Annotated in this window: 25 protein-coding genes and 2 pseudogenes; 14 read left to right on the top strand and 13 right to left on the bottom strand. The window is 72.7% G+C overall.

The window, feature by feature from the left end; genetic code table 11:
- Positions 1-190: 190 nt before the first annotated feature.
- Positions 191-1,345, bottom strand: coding sequence for a tyrosine-type recombinase/integrase (locus ACWEPF_RS29840; protein WP_452174994.1), 1,155 nt, complete (start codon positions 1,343-1,345; stop codon positions 191-193).
- A 95-nt stretch (positions 1,346-1,440) separates the two neighbouring features.
- Here ACWEPF_RS29840 and ACWEPF_RS29835 point away from each other — a divergent pair.
- Together ACWEPF_RS29835 and ACWEPF_RS29830 are read left to right on the top strand one after the other, a co-directional pair.
- A pseudogene (locus ACWEPF_RS29835) lies at positions 1,441-1,608 on the top strand (pirin family protein); the annotation flags it as partial.
- Positions 1,609-1,909: 301 nt separating this feature from the next.
- Positions 1,910-2,452, top strand: coding sequence for a carboxymuconolactone decarboxylase family protein (locus ACWEPF_RS29830; protein ID WP_452174993.1), 543 nt, complete (start codon positions 1,910-1,912; stop codon positions 2,450-2,452).
- A gap of 126 nt (positions 2,453-2,578) precedes the next feature.
- Here the strand turns inward: ACWEPF_RS29830 and ACWEPF_RS29825 are convergent, their stop codons facing one another.
- Together ACWEPF_RS29825 and ACWEPF_RS29820 are read right to left on the bottom strand one after the other, a co-directional pair.
- Entirely contained in the window at positions 2,579-3,538 is a 960-nt protein-coding gene (locus tag ACWEPF_RS29825) for a sigma-70 family RNA polymerase sigma factor (protein WP_452174992.1), read from the bottom strand.
- 21 nt (positions 3,539-3,559) lie between these two features.
- Complete coding sequence (locus ACWEPF_RS29820; protein ID WP_452174991.1) at positions 3,560-4,774, bottom strand: NAD(P)/FAD-dependent oxidoreductase; 1,215 nt, start codon at positions 4,772-4,774, stop codon at positions 3,560-3,562.
- Positions 4,775-5,155: 381 nt separating this feature from the next.
- Between ACWEPF_RS29820 and ACWEPF_RS29815 the strand changes: the two genes are divergently transcribed.
- The 4 genes from ACWEPF_RS29815 to ACWEPF_RS29800 all read left to right on the top strand — a co-directional run bounded on the left by ACWEPF_RS29815 (position 5,156) and on the right by ACWEPF_RS29800 (position 10,038).
- Complete coding sequence (locus ACWEPF_RS29815; protein ID WP_452174990.1) at positions 5,156-6,565, top strand: vanadium-dependent haloperoxidase; 1,410 nt, start codon at positions 5,156-5,158, stop codon at positions 6,563-6,565.
- A gap of 353 nt (positions 6,566-6,918) precedes the next feature.
- A complete protein-coding gene (locus tag ACWEPF_RS29810) occupies positions 6,919-8,154 on the top strand; it encodes an FAD-dependent oxidoreductase (protein WP_452174989.1) in 1,236 nt (411 codons plus the stop codon).
- 75 nt (positions 8,155-8,229) lie between these two features.
- On the top strand, positions 8,230-8,586 hold the full coding sequence (locus tag ACWEPF_RS29805) for an ArsR/SmtB family transcription factor (RefSeq protein WP_452174988.1): 357 nt from the start codon (positions 8,230-8,232) through the stop codon (positions 8,584-8,586).
- Between the two features lie 105 nt (positions 8,587-8,691).
- A complete protein-coding gene (locus tag ACWEPF_RS29800; RefSeq protein WP_452174987.1) occupies positions 8,692-10,038 on the top strand; it encodes an MFS transporter in 1,347 nt (448 codons plus the stop codon).
- 141 nt (positions 10,039-10,179) lie between these two features.
- Here ACWEPF_RS29800 and ACWEPF_RS29795 read toward each other — a convergent pair.
- A pseudogene (locus ACWEPF_RS29795) lies at positions 10,180-10,492 on the bottom strand (TOBE domain-containing protein).
- A 312-nt stretch (positions 10,493-10,804) separates the two neighbouring features.
- On the opposite strand from ACWEPF_RS29795, the gene ACWEPF_RS29790 reads away from it, so the two are divergent.
- Positions 10,805-11,221, top strand: coding sequence for a TOBE domain-containing protein (locus ACWEPF_RS29790; RefSeq protein WP_452174986.1), 417 nt, complete (start codon positions 10,805-10,807; stop codon positions 11,219-11,221).
- Positions 11,222-11,334: 113 nt separating this feature from the next.
- Here the strand turns inward: ACWEPF_RS29790 and ACWEPF_RS29785 are convergent, their stop codons facing one another.
- The 4 genes from ACWEPF_RS29785 to ACWEPF_RS29770 form a co-directional block, all read right to left on the bottom strand.
- Positions 11,335-12,021, bottom strand: coding sequence for a M24 family metallopeptidase (locus tag ACWEPF_RS29785; protein WP_452174985.1), 687 nt, complete (start codon positions 12,019-12,021; stop codon positions 11,335-11,337).
- 38 nt (positions 12,022-12,059) lie between these two features.
- Positions 12,060-12,806 (bottom strand): methyltransferase domain-containing protein, encoded by a 747-nt coding sequence (locus ACWEPF_RS29780; RefSeq protein WP_452174984.1) that lies wholly within the window; start codon positions 12,804-12,806, stop codon positions 12,060-12,062.
- Positions 12,803-13,477: a pyridoxine/pyridoxamine 5'-phosphate oxidase gene (locus ACWEPF_RS29775; RefSeq protein ID WP_452174983.1), complete on the bottom strand. Its 675-nt coding sequence runs from the start codon at positions 13,475-13,477 to the stop codon at positions 12,803-12,805. Before ACWEPF_RS29775 ends, ACWEPF_RS29780 begins: the two co-directional genes overlap by 4 nt.
- 181 nt (positions 13,478-13,658) lie before the next feature.
- The gene (locus tag ACWEPF_RS29770; RefSeq protein ID WP_452174982.1) at positions 13,659-15,014 is read right to left on the bottom strand and encodes an FAD-dependent oxidoreductase; all 1,356 of its coding nucleotides are present in this window, start codon (positions 15,012-15,014) and stop codon (positions 13,659-13,661) included.
- 108 nt (positions 15,015-15,122) lie between these two features.
- Here ACWEPF_RS29770 and ACWEPF_RS29765 point away from each other — a divergent pair, with 108 nt between their 5' ends.
- Together ACWEPF_RS29765 and ACWEPF_RS29760 are read left to right on the top strand one after the other, a co-directional pair.
- On the top strand, positions 15,123-15,476 hold the full coding sequence (locus ACWEPF_RS29765; RefSeq protein WP_452174981.1) for an ArsR/SmtB family transcription factor: 354 nt from the start codon (positions 15,123-15,125) through the stop codon (positions 15,474-15,476).
- 26 nt (positions 15,477-15,502) lie between these two features.
- Positions 15,503-15,991 carry an N-acetyltransferase family protein gene (locus ACWEPF_RS29760; protein ID WP_452174980.1) on the top strand — a complete coding sequence of 163 codons (489 nt, stop codon included), beginning with the start codon at positions 15,503-15,505 and terminating at the stop codon, positions 15,989-15,991.
- A gap of 85 nt (positions 15,992-16,076) precedes the next feature.
- Here the strand turns inward: ACWEPF_RS29760 and ACWEPF_RS29755 are convergent, their stop codons facing one another.
- From ACWEPF_RS29755 to ACWEPF_RS29745, 3 genes are read right to left on the bottom strand one after another with little or no spacing between them, the layout of a single operon-like run.
- Entirely contained in the window at positions 16,077-17,108 is a 1,032-nt protein-coding gene (locus tag ACWEPF_RS29755) for an ArsO family NAD(P)H-dependent flavin-containing monooxygenase (RefSeq protein WP_452174979.1), read from the bottom strand.
- Positions 17,105-17,866: an aquaporin gene (locus ACWEPF_RS29750; RefSeq protein ID WP_452174978.1), complete on the bottom strand. Its 762-nt coding sequence runs from the start codon at positions 17,864-17,866 to the stop codon at positions 17,105-17,107. The genes ACWEPF_RS29755 and ACWEPF_RS29750 overlap by 4 nt, the downstream gene beginning before the upstream one ends.
- 26 nt (positions 17,867-17,892) lie before the next feature.
- A complete protein-coding gene (locus ACWEPF_RS29745) occupies positions 17,893-18,204 on the bottom strand; it encodes an ArsR/SmtB family transcription factor (protein ID WP_452174977.1) in 312 nt (103 codons plus the stop codon).
- A 51-nt stretch (positions 18,205-18,255) separates the two neighbouring features.
- On the opposite strand from ACWEPF_RS29745, the gene ACWEPF_RS29740 reads away from it, so the two are divergent.
- The 4 genes from ACWEPF_RS29740 (at position 18,256) to ACWEPF_RS29725 (ending at position 22,049) form a co-directional block, all read left to right on the top strand.
- On the top strand, positions 18,256-18,669 hold the full coding sequence (locus ACWEPF_RS29740; RefSeq protein ID WP_452174976.1) for an arsenate reductase ArsC: 414 nt from the start codon (positions 18,256-18,258) through the stop codon (positions 18,667-18,669).
- Positions 18,663-19,178 (top strand): hypothetical protein, encoded by a 516-nt coding sequence (locus tag ACWEPF_RS29735; protein ID WP_452174975.1) that lies wholly within the window; start codon positions 18,663-18,665, stop codon positions 19,176-19,178. Before ACWEPF_RS29740 ends, ACWEPF_RS29735 begins: the two co-directional genes overlap by 7 nt.
- Positions 19,179-19,252: 74 nt before the next feature.
- On the top strand, positions 19,253-20,794 hold the full coding sequence (locus ACWEPF_RS29730) for an alkaline phosphatase D family protein (protein WP_452174974.1): 1,542 nt from the start codon (positions 19,253-19,255) through the stop codon (positions 20,792-20,794).
- Positions 20,787-22,049: a hypothetical protein gene (locus ACWEPF_RS29725; protein WP_452174973.1), complete on the top strand. Its 1,263-nt coding sequence runs from the start codon at positions 20,787-20,789 to the stop codon at positions 22,047-22,049. Before ACWEPF_RS29730 ends, ACWEPF_RS29725 begins: the two co-directional genes overlap by 8 nt.
- Before the next feature lie 7 nt (positions 22,050-22,056).
- Here the strand turns inward: ACWEPF_RS29725 and ACWEPF_RS29720 are convergent, their stop codons facing one another.
- Both ACWEPF_RS29720 and ACWEPF_RS29715 read right to left on the bottom strand, forming a co-directional pair.
- A complete protein-coding gene (locus ACWEPF_RS29720; protein ID WP_452174972.1) occupies positions 22,057-22,239 on the bottom strand; it encodes a hypothetical protein in 183 nt (60 codons plus the stop codon).
- 117 nt (positions 22,240-22,356) lie between these two features.
- Positions 22,357-23,400: an NlpC/P60 family protein gene (locus tag ACWEPF_RS29715; RefSeq protein ID WP_452174971.1), complete on the bottom strand. Its 1,044-nt coding sequence runs from the start codon at positions 23,398-23,400 to the stop codon at positions 22,357-22,359.
- 297 nt (positions 23,401-23,697) lie between these two features.
- Here ACWEPF_RS29715 and ACWEPF_RS29710 point away from each other — a divergent pair, with 297 nt between their 5' ends.
- Positions 23,698-25,194 carry an ATP-binding protein gene (locus ACWEPF_RS29710; protein WP_452174970.1) on the top strand — a complete coding sequence of 499 codons (1,497 nt, stop codon included), beginning with the start codon at positions 23,698-23,700 and terminating at the stop codon, positions 25,192-25,194.
- Positions 25,195-25,199 lie beyond the last annotated feature (5 nt).

Genomic DNA, 25,199 nt, shown 5'->3' with positions numbered 1-25,199 from the left:
ATGGGTCTATCGGGAAGCGCCCCGGGCTGGTCTCGTTCCGCACAAGTTCGGGGAGGGACGGAACGCCAAGCTTCAGTTCAAGGTTTCCGAGGTGCTGTCGTGGGCGAAGCAGCGGCAAGTGGCAGTTCGCTGAGCTGCCGTTCGCGATGTCGCGGGAGGGCCTGCCCCATGGGGCAGGCCCTCCCGTTGTTCATGCGGCGAGCCCCAGGTTGATGACCTGGGCGGCGTGGCCGATCGAGCCGGGCATCAGGTGACGGTACGTCTTGAACGTGATGTCGACGCTTCGGTGTCCCATCCATTCGGCGACGTCGGTGATGGGCAGGTTGTTGCTGAGGCAGTTCGAGGCGAAGAAGTGCCGGAAGCTGTAGATGACCATGCCGTCCGGAATTTCGAGATGCGCAGTTCGCTTGATGTGCTTCCACTGGGTGTCGATGTGGTGGTGCGGGAACGGCTTGGTGACGTCCCGAGGGTGTCGGAGGAGGTAGCCGTCCACGGTGCCGTAGGTGTCCGCGTACCACTCGATGGTCTGCCTCGTCCGGGCCGGTAGCGGCACGTCCCGGTAGTCGTCGGCCGCGCGGTGCTTGAGCGGTGCGTAGTCCTTGAGCGTCTGGTTGACCTGCTCGGTGACGCGGTACACGTCATCGGCGACGATGTTGTTGATGTTGACGGCGAAGGCCTCGCCGTTGCGCAGGCCGCATCCGCTCATGAGGTCGGCGACGAGGAGGAAGGCGTCGTTGCCGGCGGTGCGGATCTCCTGGAGCTGCGCGGGTGAGGGGATGACCGCGCGCTTCGGGTTGTACTGGGGCGGCTTCACCCCGTCGAAGGGGTTCTCGTCGTACAGGCCGAGCCGGTGTGCGTCGAGGAGGATCGCCCTCAGCTTGTCGAAAGCGTTGGCCTGTGTGGCGAGCCCAACTCCGTTGCGCTCCATGGTCTGGATGAACCCGTCGACGACCTTGTGGTCGAACGTGCCCATCCGGCGGCTGCGGAAGGCGGGGAAGAGGTGGTGCTCCAGCAGTGAGTCGAGGTGTCGTACCGAGGCCGGGCTCAGGTCGCGCTGGCCGGCCTTCCACTCGACAACGTACGGCTCGAACTGCATGACGCCGTACTTCTGGATCCGCTCAGCCTTGTGCTGGCTCTGCGGGGCGTTCTTCCGTGCCTGGTACACCTCGGCGAGCCGGGCCTTCGCCTTGTCCTGGGTGGTGTAGCCGGCCTCCTCGGTCTGCTTGCCCGCCGCGTTGCGGTAGCGGATCTTGTACTCGTGGGGGCACCTGCTCCAGCGGGACTCGGGGTGCTCGCACTCCTTGAAGAAGGACCCCATACCGCGGACGAGTTGGGTGGTTGCCATCGTTCGGTCTCACTCCCGGGCGCATTGCTGACGTTTTGCTGACCCCGGATGGTCGATCAAGCCCCTGAGCTGCGGAGAACCGCTGCATGCGTGATATGTGGTGGAACTTCATCGCCCGCTCCGGCGAGGAGATCGCCCGGGCCCGCGCGGAGTGGACGGCGGGTTCGGCGCTCTTCGGCGAGGTCCACGGCTACGACGGCGCCCGCCTGCCCGCCCCGGAGCTCCCGCCCGTCCCGCTCAAGCCCCGCGGTCGCGTGCGCTGACGTGCCGCCACACGCTGCTCGGATTTCACGTACTCTTTCCGTTCACCTCTCGTTCATTTTCCCTTGTGCCGCTCGCATTCGGCTGAAAATAAGTCGGAATGACCACATCAATGTGGATCGCGGAATTCCGTAAATGTGACGTGACACATTTCATCGTCGGGGGGCTGGCCGATCTCTCCGTGGCAGTACGGTCATCGGGCGTTGGGAGTTGCTCCGCCCCGGGCCTCCGCCCGGGGCGGAGCGGGTCGGACGATTCTCCCGCCCCATTTAACCGTTGCCTTGATCTGAGAGAGGTACCTCCATGTCCCGTCTGCCCCTGATCCAGCCCGAGGACGCCACCGGTGAGGCCGCCGAGCTGCTGGCCGGCGTCCAGAAGGCGCTCGGGGTCACCCCGAACATGACCAAGGCCATGGTCAACAGCCCGGCGGTGCTCAAGGCGTACCTCGGCTTCTCCGGCGCCCTGGGTGGCGGCTCCCTCGGCGCGGCCATCGGCGAGCGGATCGCGCTGCTCACCGCGCAGGAGAACGGCTGCGACTACTGCCTGTCGGCCCACACCTACATCGCGACCAACATCGCCAAGATCGACGGTGACGAGGCCACCGAGGCGCGCTCCGGCCGCTCCACCGAGGCCAGGGCGCAGGCCGCCCTCACCTTCGCCGCCGCGGTGCTGCGCACCCAGGGCGGGGTGGAGGACACCGACGTCAAGGCGGCCAAGGAGGCCGGTCTGACGGACGGTGAGGTCGCCGAGGTGATCGCCCACGTCGCGCTGAACGTCTTCACCAACTACCTCAACAAGGCCGGTGACGTGGCCATCGACTGGCCGGTGGTCCGCGCCGACAGCTGATCCCGTGGCACCGGACGGGTCTCCCTGCCCTCATCCGGAGGACTTGCCCAAGGCCCGCGCGCCGCTCTCCTCGGCGCGCGGGCCGCGGCGTTCCTGCGGTCGGGCCGCCCGTCCGCCGTGGTCCGGTCACCACCGGGCGACGAGCGGTGTGTCCGGCCCGAGACGCTGCCACGTCTCGGTGAGGCGGGCGAGGCGGGTGGGGGCGCCGATGCCGCGCACGGTGGCGATTCCTCGGTCGGTGACGTCGAACGTCACGACGCCGATGATCCGGCCGTCGACCACGAAGAGGACGGCGGGATCCCCGTTGACGGGTGCGTAGTGGATGGCGGGAGTGCCGCCCGCCAGCCGCCGCTTCGCGGGGGTGGGCCGCCAACCGGCCCGCACCATCGCGGCGACCCGCTCCGGGGTGTCGTACCGCAGCAGTGTCGTGGCCGGGCCGGCGGCGTTGGAGTCGGAGACCGCCGTCGCGTCGCCGGTGAGCATCGCCACCAGGAGGTCGGTGCGACCGGAGGAGGCCGCGGCGAGGAACTCCTCGACGATCCTGCGGGCGGTCGCCGGGTCGACCTCACCGCGGCTGCGGCGGGCGGTGGTGAGGTGCTGCCGCGCCCGGTGGAGGTGCTGCTGGCTCGCGGACTCGGTGACCTCGAGGATCCCGGCGATCTCGGCGTGGCCGTAGGAGAACGCCTCGCGCAGGACGTAGACCGCCCGCTCCAGGGGGGAGAGGCGTTCCATGAGGGTGAGTACGGCCAGGGAGACCGATTCGCGCTGTTCGAAGGTGTCGGCCGGGCCGAGCATCGGATCGCCGGCGAGGAGCGGTTCGGGCAGCCAGGCCCCGACGGAGCGTTCGCGGCGCACCTGGGCCGAGCGGAGCCGGTCGAGGCACAGGTTGGTGACGACCTTGGTCAGCCAGGCCTCCGGCACCTTGATCCGCCGGCGGTCGGCGGCCTGCCAGTGCAGGTACGCGTCCTGCACGACGTCCTGGGCATCGGCGGCGGAGCCCAGCATGCGGTAGGCCACCGAGGCCAGCCGGTCGCGGCCGGCCTCGAAGCGGCTGGTGTCGAAGGCGTCGGAGGGGGTGCTGTCCACGGGGTCACCCTAGGGACGTGGTCACGCGACCGTCTTCGCGGGGCGGACGGTCCCCTTCCGCGGGGACGGGCTCGGCGCGGCGGCCAGGCGGTGGCGGCGCCGGGGCAGGCCGAAGGTGGGGTGCGAGGTGGTCCACAGCGACAACCTGAGGATGCCCGCCTTGATCCGTGCCGCCGTGCGGCCGCCGAGGTACTTCGGCGTGGCCCGCGCACCGGCGTCGACCAGCTGCAGGATCCCGTCCCGCCGCCCGAGGCTGATGTGGTTGCCCAGGTACTCCAGCTTGGTGTTCGCGATCTCGCGGCCGGTCAGGCGTCCCACGATCGCGGCCGTGGCTCGCATGCCGGTGTACCCGGCCGAGGCGCAGGACATCGGCAGCGGCAGGCCGTTGTCGCCGGTGGCGCGGGCGCTGTCGCCGACCGCGTAGACCTCGGGGTGCGAGCGTGAGCGCATGGTGTGGTCGACGACGATCCGGCCGTCCTCGTCGACCTCCAGCCCGCCGGCGGCGGCGATGGGGCTGACGGCGAACCCGGCCGTCCACACCGTCGCGTCGCAGGCCAGTGCGGTGCCGTCGGCGCACAGCACCCGCGTCGCTTCGACGGCTTCGACGCCGGTGTGCTCCACGGCGGTGACGCCCAGCCGGTCGCAGGCCTCGCGCAGGTGGACGCGGGCTCCGGCGGAGAGCTGCGCGCCCAGCTCACCGCGGGCGAGCAGCGTCACCGACAGCCCGGGCCGGGACTCGGCGATCTCGGTGGCGGTCTCGATGCCGGTCAGTCCGTCGCCGACGACCAGGACGTTCTTCCGTTCGCGTCCCTCCTCCAGGCGGTCCAGGTGCTCGCGCAGGCGCAGCGCCGCCGGGCGGGTGGCGACGCCGAAGGCGTGCTCGGCCACCCCGGGGACCCCACGGTCGGCGGCGTGGCTGCCCAGGGCGTAGACGAGCGTGTCGTAGCCGAGCTCGCCGCCGTCGCCGGCCAGCGCGACGACCCTGCGCCCGGGGTGGACGGCGCTGACGTGGGCCAGGCGCAGTCGTACGCCGGTGCCCGCGAAGACCTCGGCGAGCTCCGGGGCCTCGATCTCCTGGCCGGCCGCGAGCTGGTGGAGCCGCAGCCGCTGGACGAAGTCCGGCACGGCGTTGACCACGGTGATCTCGGCGTCCGCCGGGGAGAGGCGGCGGGCCAGGGTCCCGGCCACGTAGGCCCCGGCATACCCGGCGCCGAGAACGACGATGCGGTGCTTCATGTCCTGCTCCTGTCGGTTCGCTTGGCTCTCGGGGACTTGAGCGGGGCAGCGGTCCGATCCCTGACAGCACCCGCACGTGACCTGGGTCACAGGAGGAGGTGCGGCAGGGCGGACAAGGGCGCGCGAAAATCCGCAGGGTGAACAATGGGGGAATTCCATGCCCCCGCAAGTCGAGGCCGGAATTCCGATTGCCGTATGCGCCGCCATTCCGTTCCCGATGCCTTCGCGTCCATTTGTGCAGACCTGACTGGGACGCCTCCGTACGGAAAGCCGAACCCTTTCGAAAGCGGCTTCGGAAGATAGCTTTCACCTCGGGCGGTGAGCACGGAAAGGCTCGCTCAACGCTCCGAAATGTACAGGTCAAATCGAAAAGGAAACGGAATGCCGAAGGTCAGTTTCACGGGCGGACGCAAGGCTCTGGTCACCCTTGCCGCCATCGCCACCCTTGCCGTCATGGTCCCCTCGCAGGCCGTCGCGGAGGTGGACGGTGCGGACGAGAAGGTCCACTCGGTCGAGTCCGTGCCGGACGCGGTCGCCAAGAAGCTCGGTCCGGACCACGTGCTGTTCTGGGAGCGCGCGATGCTCCAGGCCACTCGTGAGGCGGGCGGCGTCGCGGGTCCGATCACCCGGGCCGGTGCGATGATGAACATCGCGATCTACGACACCGTCAACTCCATCTACAAGGTCGGCGACCCCTACCTGACCTACACCCCGGAGCTGCGCCGCAAGTACGGTGCGCTGGACTCGGCGATCGACTACGCCGCCTACACCACGCTCAAGGCCTCCTTCCCGACGGTGAACCTGGACGACGACCTGCAGGCCGCGCGTAGCCTGACCTCCTCGGGTTCGGCCGCGGATGTGGCGCTGGGCAAGTACTGGGGCACCAAGAACGCCCAGACGCTGATCGACTTCCGTGCCAACGACGGTTCCGCCGACACCACTCCGTACGTGCCGGTCGACAAGCCGGGTCACTGGCGGCCCACCACCGCGGGTGCCGCGGCCGGTGGTCCGAACTGGGGCCACGTCAAGCCGTGGGTGATCGAGCGCGGTGACATGTTCCGTCCGGCCAAGCCGGGTGGGTTCGAGACCGCCGAGACCCTGCTGCCCTCCAGCATCTACGCGGACGCGGTCAACGAGGTGAAGTCGCTGGGTGCCTGGAACTCCACCACCCGCACCGCCGACCAGACCCAGATCGCCCGCTTCTGGGCCAACGACACCAACGGCACCTACAAGCCGACCGGCCAGCAGTACGACCACACCCTGGTGATCCTCAACAAGTACAAGCCGAACGCGTCCTCGTTCTACACCGCCAAGCTCTTCGGCACCCTGTCCATCGCGCTGGCCGACGCCGCGGTCGTCGCCTGGGACGCCAAGTGGGACACCGACTTCGACCTGTGGCGTCCGCAGTCCGCCGTCACTCTCGCGGACACCGACAACAACCCGGCCACCATCGGTGACCCGAACTGGCTGCCGCTGTCCATGGACGCCAACGGCGTCCACTTCTCGCCGTCGTTCCCGGCCTACCAGTCCGGTCACTCCACCTTCGGCGCGACCTGGGCCCAGATCATGCAGGGCTGGTGGGGCACTGACGTGATGCCGTACGAGGGCACCACCGACGACCCGAACGCGCGTGGCGTCACCCGGCACATCAGCTCCTTCTCCTCCGCCGCGGCCGAGAACGCGATCAGCCGCGTCTACAACGGCGTGCACTACCGCTTCGACACCGTCGCCGGTGTCGCCGGCGGCACCAAGGTCGGCGGCTACGTCTGGAACGCCCACCGCCTCGGCTGACCCGTCGTCAACCCGTGCCGGTGCCCCCGTCCCCGCCGATTCCCGGTGGGGACGGGGGCACCCGTGGTCGTACCGCCGTGCCGGAACGTCCGGAACGCCACCGGCGCCTCGGTGCGCCGACCCCCTGCGTGGACCGACCGGAGGAAGGGTGCGGGGCGGCCGAGATTTGCGGATCGGGCAAATGGTGCAAAGCTGTCCTCTAGGGGGATGTTCGAGGGGCTGCGGCGCTGCCGAGGGGCCGGGTGCGGCACGCGCGTGCGGGGGTAGCAGGGGTAGCAGGGGGTCGAGGCTCTGCCGGGTGCCGGTCGCTGTGGCGGGGCCGATGTGGGGGTCTCCACCGAGGAGGTGCGGCGATGTCCCGCGCTCTTGCCACCCGACGTCCCGTGACGGTCCGCAGGGCGGAGCCGATCGTGGTGATCGGTGCCGGGCCGTACGGTCTGGCCCTCGCGGCGCACCTGCGCCTGCTGGGGATCGAACCACGGGTGTTCGGCCGGCCGATGGACGGCTGGCGCTCGCACATGCCGGCCGGGATGCGGCTGAAGTCCACCCCGCGGGCCTCGGACATCGGGTCGGTCCGCGGCTACGGCTTCAACGACTTCCGGATGCGGCACGGACGCGCGGCGGTCGGTGACCTGTACCCGATCCCGCTGGAGGAGTTCGTCGCGTACGGGGAGTGGTTCCAACGGGAGTTGGTGGCCGGCGTCGAGCCCGAGGACGTGGTCGCGGTCCACCGCGAGGGCGGCGCGTTCCGCCTCGTGCTGTCCGGCGGGGCGGAGTTGACCGCCCGTCAGGTCGTCCTGGCCAACGGGGTCCAGTGCTTCGCCAACACCCCGGACCTCTTCCGGCCGCTGGCCGAGCAGGGGCTCGCCTCCCATCCGGCCCACCACCGTGACCTGCGGGTGTTCGCGGGCCGGACGGTCGCCGTGATCGGCGCCGGCCAGTCGGCGTTGGAGAGCGCGGCCCTGCTGCACGAGTGCGGGGCCCGCCCGGTGCTGGTCGCCCGTACCCGAGAACTGGTCTTCGGCACGATGCCCGAGGCGAACCGGCCCGGCTCGCGCGCGGTCGGCGCGCGGCTGCTCAGGCCCGCCTCCGCACTGGGGCCCGGCTGGCGCCTCCGGGCGTACTGCGCCAACCCGGGCCCGTTCCGGCTGCTGCCGGACGCGGTGCGGGCCGCCAAGGTCCGCACCGTGCTGGGCCCGGCCGGAGCCTGGTGGCTGCTCGAACGTGTCCTGGACGCGTTCCCGGTCGTCACCGGACACACCGTCAGCGAGGCCCGCGCCGTCGACGGGAAGGCGGTGCTCGGCTTCACCGCCTGCGAGTCCCGGCTGGAGGCGGACCACGTACTGGTCGCCACCGGGTACCGGGTGGACCTGAGCCGCCTGGACTTCCTGGAACCGGCGTTGCGCGGCGACATCGAGCGGCTGCCCACCGGCTCGCCCCGGCTCGGCCCGGACTTCGGGTCCTCGGTCGACGGGCTCCACTTCTCCGGCCTGGCCGCGGCCGGCACCTTCGGCCCGCTGATGCGGTTCGTCGCCGGCACCGGCTTCGCCGCCCGGCGCACCGCGAGGGCCCTGCGGGCGCGGGTCTGAAGCGTGGCCGGGAGGCGTGGGCCCGCCCCGGTCGGCCGGGCCGCCGGGAGAGTGTCCGGCCCTACTATGAGCGGCATGAGCACGGGCACTTCAGCGGCAGCTGCACACGAGTCGCACCAGCGGGACGACGGCGAGCGCCTGGACGTCGCCGCGACGATCCTCTCCCTGCTCGCCGACCGCACCCGCCTCGCCCTGCTCCGTGAGCTCGGCCTCGGCGAGGCCGACGTCACCACCCTCACCGAGGCCTGCGGCGCGGCCAGACCCGCCGTCAGCCAGCACCTGGCCAAGCTCCGCCTGGCCGGTCTGGTCACCACCCGCAAGGACGGCCGCCGGGTGGTCTACTCGCTGCGCCACGGCCACCTGCGCCGCCTGGTGGACGAGGCGCTGAGCGCGGCCGACCACCAGATCGGCGCCCTGCCCTCGCACGACTGACGGCCGGGCCGGGGTCGGAGGGGGTGCCCTCCATCTGATACGTGCCTGGATGCGCACATGTGCACTACTCTGAGGGTGTGCCGCCGTCAGAAGGGGCCCGCCCGCATGCTCGCCGTCCTGCGCAACCGCACCTACCGCCGCCTGTTCACCGCCCAGGTCGTGGCCCTGGCGGGGACGGGGCTGGCGACCGTCGCGCTGAGCCTGCTCGCCTACGACCTGGCGGGCTCCAACGCGTCGGCCGTGCTGGGCACGGCGCTGGCGATCAAGATGGTCGCCTACGTCTCCGTCGCCCCCCTGATCGGCGCGATCGCGGACCGGATTCCCCGGCGGACCCTGATGGTGGCGATGGACCTCATCCGGGCCGGCGTCGCACTGACCCTGCCGTTCGTCACCCAGGTCTGGCAGGTCTACCTGATGGTCTTCCTGCTGCAGACCGCCTCCGCCGCCTTCACCCCCACCTTCCAGGCCACCATCCCGCAGGTGCTGCCGGAGGAGAGGGACTACACCCAGGCCCTGTCGATGTCCCGGCTCGCCTACGACCTGGAGTCCCTGGCCAGCCCCGCCCTCGCCGCGCTCCTGCTGACCGTGGTCCCGTACAACTGGCTGTTCACCGGCACCGCCCTGGGCTTCGCCGCCTCCGCAGCCCTGGTCGTCTCGGCCGTGCTGCCGAAGGCGGTGCCCGTCGAGCGCGACGGCGGCGTCTACGCCAAGGCCACCCACGGCACCCGCCTGTTCTGGCGCACCCCGCGCCTGCGGGCCCTGATCGCGCTCGACCTGGCGGTCGCCGCCGCCGGTGCCGTCGTCTACGTCAACACCGTGGTCATCGTCCGCGACCACTTCCAACGCCCGGCCGCAGCCGTCTCGATCGCCCTGGCCGCCTTCGGTGTCGGCTCCATCCTCACCGCCCTCGCGCTGCCCGCCCTGCTGCGCCGCGTCCCCGACCGCGCCGTGATGCTGCCCGCCGCCTTCGCCCTGGCCCCGGTGCTGGTGGGCGTCGTCGTGGTCACGGCCACCCCGGCGGGCACACCGAGCTGGCTCGGGCTCCTTCTCGCCTGGGCCGCCATCGGGGCTGCGACCTCCGCCGTCCTCACCCCCGGCGGGCGGATCATCCGACGCTCCGTCAGCGAGGAGGACCTGCCCGCCGCCTTCGCCGCCCAGTTCTCCCTCTCGCACGGCTGCTGGCTCCTCACCTACCCCCTCGCGGGCTGGCTGGCCGCGGCGGCCGGGCTCCCGGTCACCGCCACCGCCCTCGCGGTGATCGCCCTGGCCGCGGCCGTCACCGCCGCCCGCCTCTGGCCCGCCCGCGACCTGGCCGTGGTCGAGCACCTCCACCCCGAACTCCCCGCCGACCACCCGCACCTCGCCGACGCCCGCGTCACTCCGGGCGGCCTCGGCCACAGTCACCCGTACGTCCTGGACCACCGGCATCGCCACCTGCGCCGCGCCGCGTGACCGGCCCCGCGCGGGCCGCGCCGGCCCGGTTGGCGCTCAGAGTTCGACGAGGGTGATCTCGGCGATCAGGTCGGGGGTCTGAGCGGAGGTCAGCACCTCGGGGTGGTGCAGCGGAACGGCACGTGACGGTGGGCGCGGTGTTCAGGCGAGGTCGACGTGGGCGCTGGTGGACTTCACCCGGCCGGTCGCCCGCATTCCCACGTCCAGCCCCATTTCCTCCACCGCTTCGCGGGTCGGCTGGGAGAACCGGCCGGTGGGGTCGGCACGGAATTCCACCAGGGCCGCCACGTCGCCGAGTTCGACGGCGGTGATGATGCCCGGGAACGAGTTGCGGACTGACCTGTGGACCGGTGCGTCGTCCGCCGGTGCGCGGTGCGCGGTGCGCGGTGCGCCGGGTGGCGAGCTTTCCGGCGTCGGCCGAGCGGCGGGCCGTGTCGGGGCTGACGCCGAGCACGCGTGCGGCCTGGCCCGCGGTTCAGTGCTGCAGGTGTGACGCATGAGGGGGCAAAACCGGGCATTTGCAATGCTGTCGCACATCGGCATATCAGACGCCCGAACCGAGGCGGCCGTCCGAATCTCCGAAATGGTGTGTCGGCCGGCCTGAATTGTTGTGATGTTCTGCCCAGGTGAACATGCGAGGCGCAACCGCTGTCCGTCCTGGCGGATGCGAGGGGCCCGCTGCGTGCGCCGCGCGGCGCGATTAGCGTGGCCGGTGGCGGCCCGAAAGCCGCGGAATCCGCAACCGACCCGAGTGAGGCGTACTTCCATGAGCCTGAGCATCCGCAACCAGATCCCCGGCACCGTCACCTCCGTCACGGCCGGCGAGGCCATGTCCACGGTGAAGGTCCGGCTGACGGGCGGTCAGGACATCACCGCGGCGATCACCACCGACGCCGTGAAGGACCTCGGCATCGCCGAGGGCACCGCCGTGAAGGCCCTGGTGAAGTCCACCGAGGTCTCGCTGGCCACCGCCCCGGTCGCGGGCATCTCGATCCGCAACCAGATCGCGGGCACCGTCACCGACGTGGCCACCGGTGGCGCCATGGGCTCGGTGAAGGTGGACGTCCAGGGCGGCGAGCTGACCGCTGCCATCACCAAGGACGCCGTCGAGGCGCTCGGGCTGGCGGCCGGCACCTCCGTGGTCGCGCTGATCAAGTCGACCGAGATCTCGCTCTCGCTCTGACCCCACCTGCACGGCGGCGCACGCATGTGCACGCACACGTACGCGCCCGTGCGGCCGAGGGCCCCGCTCCCGAGCAGGAGCGGGGCCTTCGGCGTGCCGTCGGGGCGCCGGTGTCAGGCGAGGTCGAGGAGTTGCTCGTGGAAGCCGCCGAAGCCGTGGGACGGGTCGACGAGGTGGACCTCCAGGATCCAGTGGCAGCGCCAGCCGGACCGGTCGGTGCGGCGGAGCGGGGTGTGGTTGTCGGGGGTGACGTAGGACTCGGCCTTGGCGCCGTCGATGGTCTCGTGCGGGAACTCGCCCACCAGGTGCCCGGCGTGCCAGCCGCCGAGGAGCCAGCCGCGATCGGCGGCCAACCGGCTCACCCTGGCGTGGAGTTGCGCGCCGGTGATGTCGGGGGCGGCGTGGAAGGCGGTCCGTCCGGCGGCGAAGACGGTGGAGAGGTCGTCGCGCAGGCGGTGCTTGTCGGGGTCGTCGCCGAAGACGAAGGTGCGGCCGAAGTCGGCCTCGTACTCCTCGAAGATCGGGCCGAAGTCGGCGAAGGCGATGTCGTCCTCGCCGATGACCCGGTCCGGCGGGTTCTCCCGGTAGGGGAACACGGTGTGCGGGCCGGAGCGGACGATCCGCTTGTGCCAGTGCTTGGTGGTGCCGAACATCTCGTTCGCCAAGTCCCGGATCAGGTCGCTGACTTCGCGCTCGCCCCGGCCGGGGGTCACCAGGCCGCGGCCCTCGACCTCGGCGAAGAGCCGTTCCGCCTTGGCCTGGGCCTCGACGAGCCCGAGGGCCCGCAGTTGTTCGTCCATCCGGTCGGGTGTTCCCACGGTGCCGTCTTCCGTTCTGGTCACGGGGTCGCGCGCACGAGGACGAGCGCCCCTTCGTACTGGGGTCGGGTGCGCAGGTGGCCGAAGCGCCGGTCCCAGGCCCCGGAGGCCAGGTCGGCGCGGAGGGTCCGGTCGAACCGCTCGCGGACCGAGTCGCCGACGGAACTCCAAGTCCAGTCGGCCCGGCGGGCGTTGGGGTCCAGCAGGAGTTCCGGGCGGCCGTAGCAGGCCTCGTCCAGACCGTCCGTGCAGTCGAACGGGATCGGCACCGGCCGCACCGTGGACCGGCCGCCCGGGGCGGCCGTCAGCTCGTCGAGCGGCGGGTACCGCCGGGCCTCGGCGGAGACCACCTCGGGCGCGTACTCGTGCAGCCAGAAGTCCCCGACCCGGGCGGGGTCACGGGTCAGGACGAGGACCGGGCCGCAGGTGACCCGGCGCATCTCGCGCAGGCTGAGCCGGACGTCGTCCCACAGGTGGATGTTGAGCAGCGTCATGGCGGCGTCGAACTCGCCGTCGTGGAAGGGGAGTTCTCCGGCCACGGTATCGACGGAGGGTACCGTTCGGGACGGTCGCGAGGGGGCGGCGGGAGCTGACGGGCCGGTGCCGCGTGCGGCCGCACCGACGTTGAGCACCGTCCGGGCGGTGCCGAGCGCCTCGGCGACGAACCGCGCCAGCCGGGGGTCCGGCCGGTGGGCGGCGCCCGCGGAGCGGTTCGGGGCGGCCGGGCCGGGGAGCACGGGCGTGGCGGCGCGGTCGGCCCCCGTCACGACCAGATCCGCAGCCGGTCCCAGCCCTCGACGCCCCGCTCGTAGCGCAATCGGGTGTGCGCGCGGTCCTGCGCGGCCTGCCAGAACTCCACCCGGTCGGCGGCCAGGGTGTAGAGCGTCCAGGCCGGATCGACCAGGGAGGGATCCCGGGCGATCAGGGCGGCCGCCTTCTCCGCCTCCACGTCACGTTCGGCGGGGTCGCGCAGGTACTGGCTCTGACGGCCGATCAGGACCTCGGCGCGGGCGGAGGGCGAGCGCCGCAGGAAGTCGGCCGAGTTCTCCGCCGCGGTGCCGGGCGTCACGGTGCCGCGGATCCGGACCTGGCGGCCCTGCTCGGGCCAGTAGAAGGTCAGGGCCGCGCGCGGATGCCCGGCCAGCTGCTCGCCCTTCGGGCTGAAGGCGTGCCCGGCGAACTGCCAGCCGCCCGCGTCCACGCCCTTCAGGATCAGCACCCGCGCGTCCGGGGCACCCGCCCCGTCGACGGTGGACACCGTCATCGCGTGCGGCTCGCGCACGCCCTCCGCCACCGCCTCCTCCAGCCAGGCCAGGAACAGCCGGACCGGATCGGCCGGCGCGAGCGCCGGGTCGAACACCGGTAGCGGCCCCGCGAAGACCTCCAGATGGCGCAGCCACTGCCGGGTCCTCTGCGCCTCCTCCGAACCCGCTGCCATCTCCGGCTCCTCAGATCTCGGCGAGCATGTTCCAGACATCTTGCATCCGCGAGGGCGGGTTCGTGAAACCCCTGGCAAATGCTTGTCATTTCCACTGATCGGCTGGAAGGTGCGATGCCGAGGGCTTGTGGGAGCCTCCAAGGCGGCCCGGTGCGCCCCGACCCTGCGGGCGGAGGTCCGATCAGGGGTGGGTGGGGGCGGTGCCGAAGGTGACGAGCCGGGGTGCGGCCGGGGCGGAGCAGCAGCCCGCGGCGGCGGCCTGATCCGCTTCGGGCCGGTCGAAGACGCCGGCGCCGCCGCAGACGCCGGTCTCGGGGAGGGTCAACTCGACGCGGGCGGCGGCCTCGTGGTCGCCGGCGAGGTGGGCGGCGACGGAGCGGACCTGCTCGTAGCCGGTGAGGGCGAGGAAGGTGGGGGCGCGGCCGTAGGACTTCTGGCCGACCAGGAAGACGCCCTCCTCGGGGTGGGTGAGCTCGGCCGCGCCGTGCGGGTGGACGGTGCCGCAGGAGTGCTGGTTGGGGTCGATGAGCGGAGCCAGGGCGGTCGGGGCCTGGAGGCGGTGGTCGAGGCCGAGGCGGAGCTCGGAGAGGAAGGAGAGGTCGGGGCGCAGGCCGGTGAGGACGACGACCTCGTCGACGGGCTCGCTGCGGCGGCCGTCCTCGGAGACCAGCGTCAGTCGGTCGCCGTCCGGTTCGATCGCGGCGGTGCGGAAGCCGGTGAGGGCGGTGGCGTGGCCGTGGTCGACGGCGGCCTTGGCGCGCAGGCCGAGCGCGCCGCGCGCGGGCAGCCCGTCGGCCTCGCCGCCGCCGTAGGTGTCGGCGCCGATGCTGCGGCGCAGGACCCAGGTCGCGTGGGTGCCGGGGGCGTCCGCGGCCAGGTCGGCGAGCAGGGCGAGGGCGGTGAAGGCGGAGGCGCCGGAGCCGATGACGGCGGTGCGCTTGCCGGCGTGACGGGCCTGCTGGGCCGGGTCGTCGAGGTCGGGGACGCGGTAGGAGATCCGGGCGGTGTGGGCGTGCTCGCCGAGGGCGGGCAGGCCGTCGGCGCCGGCCGGGCCCGGGGTGGACCAGGTGCCGGAGGCGTCGACGACGGCCCGGGCGGTGAGGCGTTCCTGGCGGCCGTCGGCGAACTGGAGGTGGACGGTGAAGGGCTGTTCGGCGCGGCCGGAGTCGACGACGCGGTCACGCCCGGCGCGGGCGACCCCGGTGACGGTGGTGCCGTAGCGGACGCGGTCGCCGAGGGCGTCGGCGAGGGGCTGGAGGTAGCGCTCGGCCCAGTCGGCGCCGGTGGGGTAGGTGGCGGGATCGGGGGTGGTCCAGCCGGTCGGGGCGAGGAGCCGCGCCGCGGCCCGGTCGACGAGCTCGGACCAGGTGGAGAAGAGGCGGACGTGGCCCCAGGCGCGGACCGCGGTGGCCGCGGCGGGGCCGGCCTCGGCGACGACCACGTCCAGGCCGCGCTCGGTGAGGTGGGCGGCGGCGGCCAGGCTGGCGGGGCCCGCGCCGATGACGAGGACGGGCAGGCCGGTGCTCTCGGACGACATGACGGTCTCCCTGATGGGGCGGCAGCTGCCGCTCGTTGATTCGACAGGCGTCGATGTGTGACGTCCTCGACGTTGGCACCGGGTATCGACAGGTGTCAACATAGACACATGTCGAATCTGGAGCTGACCGTACTGGAGCCCGAGAGCGGGGCCTGCTGCCCGCCGATCACCGCGGGGGAGCTGTCGGTGGCGGACTCCGAGCGGATGGCCGCCATGTTCAAGGCGCTCTCCGATCCGGTGCGGCTGCGGCTGTTCTCGAAGATCGCCTCCCACGAGGGCGGCGAGGCCTGCGTCTGCGACATCCAGGACGTCGGGGTCTCCCAGCCGACCGTCTCGCACCACCTCAAGAAGCTGCGCGAGGCCGGACTGCTCAGCAGCGAACGGCGCGGCACCTGGGTCTACTACCGCGTCGAGCCTTCCGTGCTCGCCTCGATGTCGGCCATGCTCGACCGGCACAGCTGATCCGCCGTCACCCCGAAGGAGCCGCCTTGCACGTCGCCCCGCTGCGCGCCGAGCACGCCGAGCAGGTCCTCGCCATCTACCAGGCCGGTCTCGACGAGGGGAACTCCTCCTTCGAGACCACCGCCCCCGACTGGGCCCGGTTCGACGCCGCCAAGCTCCCCGAGCACCGCTTCGTCGCCCTCGACGAGGACGGCCGGGTCCTCGGCTGGGTGGCGGTGAGCCGGGTGTCCGACCGCTGCGCGTACGCCGGGGTGGTCGAGCACTCCGTCTACGTCCACCCCGAGGCGCGCGGCCGGGGCGTGGGCGGGGTGCTGCTGCGGGCGTTGGCCGAGTCCACTGAGGCCGCCGGGAACTGGACCGTCCAGTCCGGCATCTTCCCGGAGAACGCCGCCAGCCTCGCGGTCCACGCCAAGGCCGGCTTCCGGGTCATCGGCACCCGCGAACGGATCGGCCGCCTCAACGGCGTCTGGCGGGACGTCCTGCTGGTCGAGCGCCGCAGTCCGATGGTCGGCTGAACCAGGGCCCGAACGGCGGACTCCCGTGCGTGGTGCGGCCCTTCGGCAGGCCGGTGGTCCTCCGTGGCGGCGCCCGGGGCGCCGGTCAGCCGAGCTGGGCGCGCAGCTGCTCGACCGCGGTGCGGGCGGTGCGGCCGACGCCGATGAGGGTGGCGGAGGCGGGGCCGGTCCAGTCGCCGTAGCCGAGGAGGTGGATGCGGGGGTCCTCGGTGGAGCGGGTGCCGTCGGTGGTGATGCGGCCGTCGGTGCGGGGGAGGTCGATCGGGGGGAGGTCGGGGCGGAAGCCGGTGCACCAGATGACGGTGTCGCAGTCCCAGGTGGTGCCGTCGGCCCAGGCCGCGCCGGTGGGGGTGAGGCGGTCGAACATCGGACGGTCCGTCAGTCCGGTGGCGCGGGCGGCGCGGACGGGCGGGACGGCGACGATGTCGCCGAGGTCGGAGATGTGGGGCCCGCCGGACTGGACGCGGCGGGTGGCGAGGTCGAAGAGGGCGCGGCCGTCGATCTCGTCGGGCAGGTGGCGGGCCGGGCGCCGGGTGACCCAGTGGACCTCGGCGGTGGAGTGCAGGTCGGCGGCGATCTGGGCACCGGAGTTGGCGCCGCCGACCACGACGACGCGCTGTCCGGTGAAGTCGGCGGCGGTGCGGTACTCGTGGGTGTGGAGCTGACGGCCCGTGAAGTCGGCTCGGCCGGGTACGGCCGGGATGAAGGGACGCTCCCAGTTCCCGGTGGCCAGGACCAGGGCCCGGCTGCGCCAGTCGCCGTCGTCGGTGGTCACGGTGATGCCGTCGAGGTCGCGGGCGATCGCCTCGACCCGGACGGGGCGGTGGACGGGGAGGTCGTAGCGCTTCTCGTAGTCGGTGAGGTACGCGACGACGTGGGCGGCGTCGGGGTACTCCTGGCCGGGCTGCTGCGGCATGGGGCGGCCGGGGAGGGAGGAGTAGCCGGCGGGCGAGAACAGCCGCAGGGTGTCCCAGTAGTGCTGCCACGCGCCGCCGGGCGCCGGGTTGGCGTCCAGGATCGCGAAGTCGAGCCCGGCGCGCCGCAGGTGGTACCCCGCGGCGAGGCCGGCCTGGCCGGCGCCGACCACCAGGACCTGGGCGTGCCGGGCCGCGGTCACTTCTGCCCGGCCGTGCGGCGTCGGTGGTCGAAGACCAGCGCGACCAGGGCCAGTCCCAGTGCACCGCCGATCAGTTGCATGCCGATGAAGCCGGGTACCGACGACGGGGCGATGCCGGCGAAGGTGTCGGTGAAGGCGCGGCCGAGGGTGACGGCGGGGTTGGCGAAGGAGGTGGAGGAGGTGAACCAGTACGCCGCGCCGATGTAGGAGGCGACCGCGGCGGGGGCGAAGCGGAGGTGGCCGGTCCGGCCGAGGCCGAAGACCAGCAGGACCAGTCCGGCGGTGGCGACGACCTCGCCGAGCAGCAGGTGCCCGGCGGAGCGGTCGTGGGTCGACCACGTCACCAGGGCCCGGCCGAACATCGCGTCCGCGAGGGCCGCTCCGGCGATCGCGCCGACCGTCTGGGCGGCGCAGTACGCGGCGACCTCCGCCGGGCGCAGGGCCTCGGGGCCGCGGCGGCCGGTCCACCACTCGGCGAGGGTGACCACCGGGTTGAAGTGCGCACCGGAGACCGGGCCGAGGAGCAGGATCAGCACGCCGAGGCCGAAGACGGTGGCCAGCGAGTTGGCGAGCAACTGGAGGCCGACGTCATGGGTGAGCCCGGTGGCCTGGATGCCGGAGCCGACCACGACGGCCACCAGGGCGGCGGTGCCGAGCAGTTCGGCCGCCGCCCGGTTGAGCAGCGGGACGGCCGGTGGTTCGGCGGTGAGCGGCTCGGCCTCGGTGGTCTCCGGTCTGGCCTCGTCGATGGCGTTCAACGGATGGTGCTCCTCGTGCGGGTGGGTCAGCAGGACCGCTTGAATCCGGCTTCGGCGGTGAGTCGTGCGGTGGAGGCCAGTGCGGCGAACTCGGCCGCCAGGGCCGTGAGCGCGGCGGGGCGGAGCGAGTAGTACGTGAAGCGACCGCACGGCTCGGTGTCCACCAGGCCCGCGTCGCGCAGGATCCTCAGGTGGTTGGAGAGGTTGGTCTGCTTGGCGCCCGTCTCCTCGACGAGGTGGGTGGTGCACAGCGCCTCCCGGGCCAGCAGCTCGACGATCCGCCTCCGCAGCGGGTCGGCCAAGGCCTTCAACACATCACTGTCGACTGACGTCACCATGGGCTGATACGTTAGCCGACGCCCGGGAGGAACCCAAGCCCAAGGACCGCCATGACCACCGCTCCAGCCGCCTCCGTGCTGTTCGTCTGCATCCACAACGCGGGCCGCTCCCAGATGGCCGCCGGGTTCCTGCGCCACCTCGCCGGTGACCGCGTCGAGGTCCGCTCCGCCGGATCGATCCCCGGAGACCAGGTCAACCCCGCCGCGGTCGCGGCGATGGCCGAGCTCGGCATCGACATCTCCGACCAGCGGCCGAAGGTGCTGACCACCGAGGCCGTCCAGGCCTCCGACTACGTGATCACCATGGGCTGCGGCGACGCCTGCCCGTACTTCCCCGGAAAGACCTACCTGGACTGGCAGTTGGAGGACCCGGCCGGCCAGGGCGTCGAGGCCGTCCGCCCGATCCGCGACGCGATCAAGGCCCTGATCGAGGGCCTGGTCGCCGAGATCGACGCCGCGTGCTGATCGGCGCGCGGGACGGCTTCGCGCTGGAGTTCCACGTGGAGCGGGACGCACAACTGCTGTGCGTGGACGTGTTCGTGGGCGGGGCGCACGTGAACGCGTGGGACAACGCGTTCTACCCGCCGTTGCTGGTCAAGAAGTTGGAGGACGAGCTGCGGCGCTTCCGCGAGCCGGCGGAGCTGCCGGAGGGGTTCACCGAGCCGGTCGAGGCGTTCCTGGCGGCCGAGCGGTGGACGTGCGGGGAGGGCGCGGATGACGGCGGGGCCGCGCTCGCGCGGTGCGGGTTCCTGGAGTGGGGCGAGTGCACCGACCAGGTGACGGCGTTCGCGTTCCCGGACGGGGAGTCGCTGCACCTCGCCTGCCGGGTACGGGAGTTGGACGGCGGTGCCCCCGGAGATCCGGTGGCGGTGACGGTGGGCCGCGGGGAGTTCGTCGCGACGCTGGAGCGCGGCCTGGCCGTCGCCGAACGGGAGTGGTCCGCCCGGCGGGCCACGGCAGGGGACTCCAACTAGCTCCGCAGGCGCGTCACCCGGCCTTCCCCTGCGCAGTGACGGGAGTTCACCCGGCTCCCTGAGCATGGACGGTCATGAGCAACCTCAGTCGCCGCATCTTCATCCTTGGCGGGCTCACCACCACGGGCGCCGCCGCGCTCCAGCTCGGTGCGACGGCCCAGCCGTCGGCCGCCGCCTCCACCCCCTTCCCGTTCACGCTCGGCGTCGCCTCCGGGGAACCGGACGACAGCAGCGTGGTGCTCTGGACGCGTCTGGCCCCGTCGCCGACCAACGCGGACGGCCAGGGCGGCATGCCCAACGCCGACGTGACCGTCGACTGGCAGGTGTCGGCCAGTCAGAACTTCACCACCCTGGTGAGCTCCGGCACCGTCACCGCCCGCTACGCGCAGGCCCACGCGGTGCACGTGCTGGCCGGCGGGCTGGCGCCGGACGCGGAGTACTACTACCGCTTCCGGGCCCAGGGCTTCATCTCCCCGGTGGGCCGGACCCGCACCGCGCCGGCGCTCGGCACCGTGGGGCGGGACTTCACCATGGCCTTCGCCTCCTGCGCGCACTACGAGAGCGGCTACTACACCGCCTACCGGCGGATGGCCGACGACCGCCCCGACGTGATCCTGCACCTGGGCGACTACATCTACGAGGGCGGCGCCGGCACCGGCGGCGTGCGGCAGCACCTCGGCAGCGAGATCGTCTCGCTGGCCGACTACCGCCGTCGCTACGCGCTCTACCGCACCGACCCGGACCTGCAGGCCGCGCACGCGATCGCGCCGTGGCTGGTGGTGCCGGACGACCACGAGGTGGAGAACAACTACGCCGGCACGGTCCGGGCCGACAGCAGCCCGGTGCTGACGGCGGCCCAGTGGACCGCGCGGCGCACCGCCGCCTACCAGGCCTACTTCGAGAACATGCCGCTGCGGGCCGCCGCGACGCCGTCCGGCAACGCCATCCAGCTCTACCGCCGGGTCCGCTGGGGCACCCTGGCCACCTTCCACATGCTCGACACCCGGCAGTTCCGCGACGACCAGGCCTGCGGCGACGGGACGAAGGTCTGCGCCGACGCCGACCTGACGAGCCGTTCGATCACCGGCACCGCGCAGGAGTCCTGGCTGCTCGACGGGCTCGGCCAGCGCCTGGGCACCTGGGACCTGATCGGCCAGCAGGTCTTCTTCGCCCGGAACGTGAACGCCGCCGGTGCGATGAACATGGACGCCTGGGACGGCTACCGGGCCAGCCGGGCGCGGATCCAGCAGGGCATCGTCGACCGGGGCGTGCGCAACCCGGTGGTCCTCACCGGCGACGTGCACGCCTCCTGGGGCAACGACCTCAAGGCCGACTACGCGAACCCGAACTCGGCGACCATCGGCACCGAGCTGGTCTGCACCTCCATCACCAGCGGCGGCAACGGCAGCACCACCACGACGATCCCCAACGGGGCGTACAACCCGCACCTGCGCTTCTACTCCAACCAGCGCGGCTACGTCCGCACCTGGGTCACGCCGTCCCGGCTGACCGCCGACTTCCGCTCGGTGGCGACGGTGACCGAGCACGGCGCGGCGGCGACCACCGCCCGGACCTTCATCATCCACGACGGACAGCCGGGGTTGGCCGATGCGTAAGCTCTCCGTGATCGGCGCGGCCCTCGCCGCCTTCGCCGCCGTCCTCGCCCTGTCCGCCCCGGCCTCGGCGGCCGGGCCCTCGTCCTGGACGACCGCGAACAGCGACGCCAGTGGCGACCAGGACTCCTCCTCGATCGCGGCCAATCGGCTCGGGGACGTCGCGGTGGTCTGGGAGGACGACCGCGACTCCACCAACCCGGGGGACGACGCGCACAGCGACGTCTGGGTGCGGCTGTACCGCAACGGCGTCTCGGCGTACGAACAGAAGCTCTCGGCCGGCGGGACGGCGGGTGCGGCCTGGCGGCACGTCCAGCCCGACGTGGGGCTCGACGACCGGGGCAACGCCGTCGTGGTCTGGGCGGAGGACCCGGACGGCAACGGGCTCTACAACATCGTCTACCGGGTGCTCTCCCCGGCCGGCGCGGTGCTCGGCTCCGGCCGGGCCAACGCGAACACCGACGGCCAGCAGGTCCACCCGCGGGTCGCGGTGGACCCGGACGGCGCGCCGGGCAGCACCACGGCGGTGGCGTTCTCGGTGGTCTGGGAGGACGTCCAGGGCACTGCGGCGGCGACGGTGAAGGCGGCCGGGTACACCGGGACCACCACCAAGGCCTACGAGGTGACGGTCAACGCGACCGGCGGTGCGCACCACAACCCGGACGTCGCGACCTCCGCCTCGGGCGACGCGGTGGTGGTCTGGGACGAGGACACCGACGGCAACGGCTACGACCAGATCGGTCTGGTGAAGCTCGCCAAGGCGAACGGCGCCGTCGCCCTGACCCGCCGCAGCGCCAACAGCCTCGGCGGCGGGCAGCAGCAACACCCGTCCGTGGCGGCCGACTTCAACGGCGACTTCGCGGTGGCCTGGGAGTCCGACCACACCGGCACCCGGGGCGTCTGGGCCCGCTCCTTCACCGCGAACGGCGCCCCGGGCGCGGCCGAGGTCGAGGTCTCCTCGGGAGCCGGGGCCGGGCGCCCGACGGTGGGGATCGACGACCAGCGCGACGCGGTGGTCGGCTGGAGCGTCACCGGCGCGGATCCGGCGGTGTGGGCCCGCGGCCTCAACCCCGACGGCACCTTCGCCGGCCGACTGCCGGCCGGGTCCGTCAGCCAGACGGCGACCGGCCGGCAGGAGCAACTCGCGGTGGCCTCATCGCCGTTCGGCACGCTCGCGATGTCGTACACCGACGACAACGACGGCAACACCTTCGACCAGGTGCTGCTGGGCCTGGGCGCGGGCAACTCCGACTGGTGAGGCCTCGTCAGCGGGTCGGCTTCGAGGCGCGTGAGCACTGGGGGTTGCGGCACGGGCCGGGGCCCCACACGTAGCGTCTGATGCCGTCGAAGTCGGGTGCGGTGTCCAGGTACTCGGCTTCGACGGCGGCGTGGCACAGCGGGCACTGCAGCCCCTGGGGCCTGACGGCGGAGAAGATGATCTCTGGCATGGGATGCCTACAGTCAGCGAGCGGGCGACGCCCAACTGTGATGCCGACGACGGGTGTTCACACCGCCGCCCCCGCCCCCCGGTGGCACCGCGTACGCCCCGGACCTCCAGGATAGTGCTAGCCGGGGCGGACGGCCCCCATGTAGTCGGGCATGTACTGCAGGTCGAGGACGGTGACGTTCTTGCCGGTGCGGGGGGCGTGGATCATCTTGTTGTTGCCGATGTAGATGCCCACGTGGTGCAGGTCGGAGTAGAAGAAGACCAGGTCGCCGGGCTGGAGGTTGGCGCGGGGGATGCGGGTGCCGGCGTTCCACTGGTCCTGGGAGACCCGGGGGAGCCGGACGCCGGCCTGTTCCCAGGCGCGCAGGGTGAGGCCGGAGCAGTCGAAGCCGGCCGGGCCCTCGGCGCCCCAGATGTAGGGCTTGCCGAGCTGGGCCTGGGCGAACTTGAGGACGGCGGCGGCGCGGCCACTGGCCGGCACCTGCGGCAGGTCGGTCAGGTCCGTGCGGTCGGCGGCGCCGCGCGAGGCGCGGCCGGCCTCGTCCACGTCGACCTGGGCGCGTTCGGCGGCGGTGAGGGAGTTGAGGATCTTCTTGGCCTCGGCCAGCTTCGTCTGGACCTTGCCCTTCTCCTCGGCCAGCGCCTTGTGGTTGGCGTCCAGGGCGGCGAGGGTGGCGGCGGTCTCGGCGCGCTGCTGGTCCAGCCGCTGCTGCTGCCGCTGGGCCTGGCGCAGCAGGGCGAGCTGGGTGTCGGCCTCCTGGTCGCGGGCGGAGGCCTGGCGGAGGTAGGTGTCCGGGTCGGAGCTGAGCATCAGCTGGAGCGAGGGGTCGACGCCGCCGTTGCGGTACTGGGCCGCGGCCAGGGCGCCGAGCTGGCCCTGAACGGCGTTCAGCTTCTCCTGGCCCTCGGCGAGTTGGGTCTGCAGCTGGTTCGCCTCGGCCTGGAGCTTCTTGGCCTTCTCCTCCGCGCCGTTGAAGCGCTCGATGGAGGCCTCCGCCTCCTCGTACAGCGCGTCGACCTGCTTCTTGACGGTCGCGAGGTCGGGCTTGGGCGCCGCGTAGGCCGTGGTGGAGGAGGCCAGGACCGCTGTGCCCGCCGCCGCGGTGGTCAGGACGGCGAGCTTGGCACGGCTCGGCGGACTCGGCTTGCGGCGCTTTCCCACGGACGGCTCCTCGGTCGACTTCCGGACACTTACTCCTAGGAACCTTAGTAGTTTAGGAGTGGAACGCGGAAGGCGGGGTCGGTGATCGGTGCGATCCGGCCCGGCGGCCGTGACGTAGCACGGACCGTTCGGGGGCGGGGCGGTTCTCCGGGAGGGTCGCCCGCACGGGGGAAACGGGGGCGGAGTCGGGTGTGAGGCGGGCGGGGCGGCGGAAGGCTGGTGCCTGCACCGAGGCGGAGCGGAGGAAGAGCGTGACCGGTGCTCCGCCCGTACCCCTACGACCCTTTGAGGACGCTGATGCTTCGTGCTGGACCGTCACCCATGAGCCGGTGGTCCGGGGCGGCCCTCGGGTGGCTGCTGCCGGTGGTGGTGACGCCGGCCGTGGCGGTGGCGGCCGCGGTGCTGACCGGGGCCGGGGCGCGGGCCGGGGTGGTCTGGTGCGGCGCGGTGGGCACCGGGGCGGTGGCCCTGCTGGCGGCCCAAGTGGTGCGTCGTGGGCGGGAGTTGACCGAGCTGCGGGAGCGGTACGCCCGGCAGGGGCGGGAGCTGCGCGAGCAGTTGCTCCGGCAGGAGGCGGAGACCGTCCGGCTGGCCAGGGTGATCCTGCCGGAGACGGTCGCGCGGCTGCAGCGCGGTGAGTTCACCGAGGACGTGCTGAAGGCCTACGAGACCCACGACGGCGGCGCCGGCCCGGAGTTCAGGGCCGCCCGGCAGGCGGTGCTGCGCACCGTGCTGGAGGCGGTGGACGCGGAGGAGGGTCTGCGCGAGTCCGCGCAGCGGGCGTTCGTGAACATCGCGCGGCGGGTGCAGGCGATCGTGCACCGGCAGGCGCAGGACCTGCGGGAGATGGAGGACCGGCACGGCAACGACCCGGCCGTCTTCGAGGACCTGCTCCGGCTCGACCACGGCAACGCGCTGGTCGGGCGGTTGGCCGACTCGATCGCGGTGCTCGGCGGGGCGCGGCCGGGCCGTCAGTGGAGCCGGGCGGTGCCGCTGTACAGCGTGCTGCGCGGTGGCATCTCGCGGATCCTGGACTACCAGCGGGTGGAGCTGCACCCGGTCTCCGAGGTCGCGGTGGTCGGCCCGGCCGCCGAGCCGCTGATCCACGCGCTGGCCGAACTGCTGGACAACGCGACCCGCTACTCGCCACCGCACACCAACGTGCACCTGACCGCGGTCGAGGTGCAGACCGGCATCGCGATCGAGATCGAGGACGGCGGCCTCAGTCTCAGCGAGGAGGGCCGGGCCCGGGCCGAGCTGATGCTCCGTGAGGCGCAGGAGGGCATCGACCTGAACGACCTCGGCGAGACGCCCCGGCTGGGTCTCGCGGTGGTCGGACGCCTCGCGCAGGCGTACGGCTTCCAGGTCTCGCTCCGGCCGTCCGCGTACGGCGGCGTGCGCGCCGTGCTGATCGTCCCCCAGGAGCTGATCACCACGGCGCGGGCCACCGGCCGGGCGCACGGCATCGGCGTCACCTCCGACTCGCAGGCGCTCCCGGTCCAACCCTCGGCGCAGCAGCGGCCGGTGATCCCGCCGACGGTGCCGGTCGTCCAGCCGTGGACGCCGGGCACCGAGACCCCGACCGGGCTGCCGCAGCGCCGCCGGCACGCCGCACCCTCCGGGAGGACCGCGCCCGCTCCGCCGCCCCCGCCGGCGCAGGACCCCGGCGCGGTGCAGCCCGGCGTCTGGCTGGCCGCGTTCCACGAGGGGGTGAACGGCCAGGCGCCGTCGGCCGGGAGCGGGGCACCGGGCGACCACACCAGCGAATACCCGGCCAGGAAGGGCGACCTGTGACCCAG

The sequence above is a fragment of the Kitasatospora sp. NPDC004289 genome (assembly GCF_053602875.1).
Note: the sequence above shows the minus strand (reverse complement) of the source record. Positions and strands in the feature narration are given on the sequence as shown.

What these genes read in the sequence shown, in the direction of transcription:
- ACWEPF_RS29785 (WP_452174985.1), bottom strand. Translation starts at nt 12,021, where the DNA reads ATGGACGAACAACTGCGGGCCCTCGGGCTCGTCGAGGCCCAGGCCAAG.
- ACWEPF_RS29745 (WP_452174977.1), bottom strand. Translation starts at nt 18,204, where the DNA reads ATGGTGACGTCAGTCGACAGTGATGTGTTGAAGGCCTTGGCCGACCCG.
- ACWEPF_RS29820 (WP_452174991.1), bottom strand. Translation starts at nt 4,774, where the DNA reads ATGAAGCACCGCATCGTCGTTCTCGGCGCCGGGTATGCCGGGGCCTAC.
- ACWEPF_RS29810 (WP_452174989.1), top strand. Translation starts at nt 6,919, where the DNA reads ATGTCCCGCGCTCTTGCCACCCGACGTCCCGTGACGGTCCGCAGGGCG.
- ACWEPF_RS29815 (WP_452174990.1), top strand. Translation starts at nt 5,156, where the DNA reads ATGCCGAAGGTCAGTTTCACGGGCGGACGCAAGGCTCTGGTCACCCTT.
- ACWEPF_RS29765 (WP_452174981.1), top strand. Translation starts at nt 15,123, where the DNA reads ATGTCGAATCTGGAGCTGACCGTACTGGAGCCCGAGAGCGGGGCCTGC.
- ACWEPF_RS29725 (WP_452174973.1), top strand. Translation starts at nt 20,787, where the DNA reads ATGCGTAAGCTCTCCGTGATCGGCGCGGCCCTCGCCGCCTTCGCCGCC.
- ACWEPF_RS29830 (WP_452174993.1), top strand. Translation starts at nt 1,910, where the DNA reads ATGTCCCGTCTGCCCCTGATCCAGCCCGAGGACGCCACCGGTGAGGCC.
- ACWEPF_RS29730 (WP_452174974.1), top strand. Translation starts at nt 19,253, where the DNA reads ATGAGCAACCTCAGTCGCCGCATCTTCATCCTTGGCGGGCTCACCACC.
- ACWEPF_RS29840 (WP_452174994.1), bottom strand. Translation starts at nt 1,345, where the DNA reads ATGGCAACCACCCAACTCGTCCGCGGTATGGGGTCCTTCTTCAAGGAG.
- ACWEPF_RS29790 (WP_452174986.1), top strand. Translation starts at nt 10,805, where the DNA reads ATGAGCCTGAGCATCCGCAACCAGATCCCCGGCACCGTCACCTCCGTC.
- ACWEPF_RS29740 (WP_452174976.1), top strand. Translation starts at nt 18,256, where the DNA reads ATGACCACCGCTCCAGCCGCCTCCGTGCTGTTCGTCTGCATCCACAAC.
- ACWEPF_RS29805 (WP_452174988.1), top strand. Translation starts at nt 8,230, where the DNA reads ATGAGCACGGGCACTTCAGCGGCAGCTGCACACGAGTCGCACCAGCGG.
- ACWEPF_RS29775 (WP_452174983.1), bottom strand. Translation starts at nt 13,477, where the DNA reads ATGGCAGCGGGTTCGGAGGAGGCGCAGAGGACCCGGCAGTGGCTGCGC.
- ACWEPF_RS29800 (WP_452174987.1), top strand. Translation starts at nt 8,692, where the DNA reads ATGCTCGCCGTCCTGCGCAACCGCACCTACCGCCGCCTGTTCACCGCC.
- ACWEPF_RS29710 (WP_452174970.1), top strand. Translation starts at nt 23,698, where the DNA reads ATGCTTCGTGCTGGACCGTCACCCATGAGCCGGTGGTCCGGGGCGGCC.
- ACWEPF_RS29770 (WP_452174982.1), bottom strand. Translation starts at nt 15,014, where the DNA reads ATGTCGTCCGAGAGCACCGGCCTGCCCGTCCTCGTCATCGGCGCGGGC.
- ACWEPF_RS29720 (WP_452174972.1), bottom strand. Translation starts at nt 22,239, where the DNA reads ATGCCAGAGATCATCTTCTCCGCCGTCAGGCCCCAGGGGCTGCAGTGC.